The following is a 252-nucleotide window of genomic DNA, read 5'->3' on the forward strand; positions in this document are numbered from 1 at the left end:
CCTGCGTGTCGAACAGGATCGCGGTGTGGAAGAGCCCGGCCTCGTGCGGAGCGGCGTGCCGCATCGCGGGGGCGTGCTCGAGGACGACGATCGGCGTCGACCCACGACCGAGCACGGCGGTCCCGCCGCGTTCGTCAGCACCGTCAGGCCGACGCCGTCGCGGTAGTAGGCGACCATCGTGTCGAGGTCGGCGACCCGGAGCGTGACGGCGCCCATCCCGGTGTCCGCGGCGAGGAGGTCCTGCGTGTGCAT

The 252-nt window shown here is 72.6% G+C and carries 1 pseudogene; it reads right to left on the reverse strand.

Annotated elements, in window-relative coordinates:
- Window positions 1–252 (reverse strand): annotated as a pseudogene (locus tag M3677_RS17845) (VOC family protein); the annotation flags it as partial.

Source organism: Curtobacterium sp. P97 (assembly GCF_023712445.1).
Lineage (GTDB): Bacteria > Actinomycetota > Actinomycetes > Actinomycetales > Microbacteriaceae > Curtobacterium.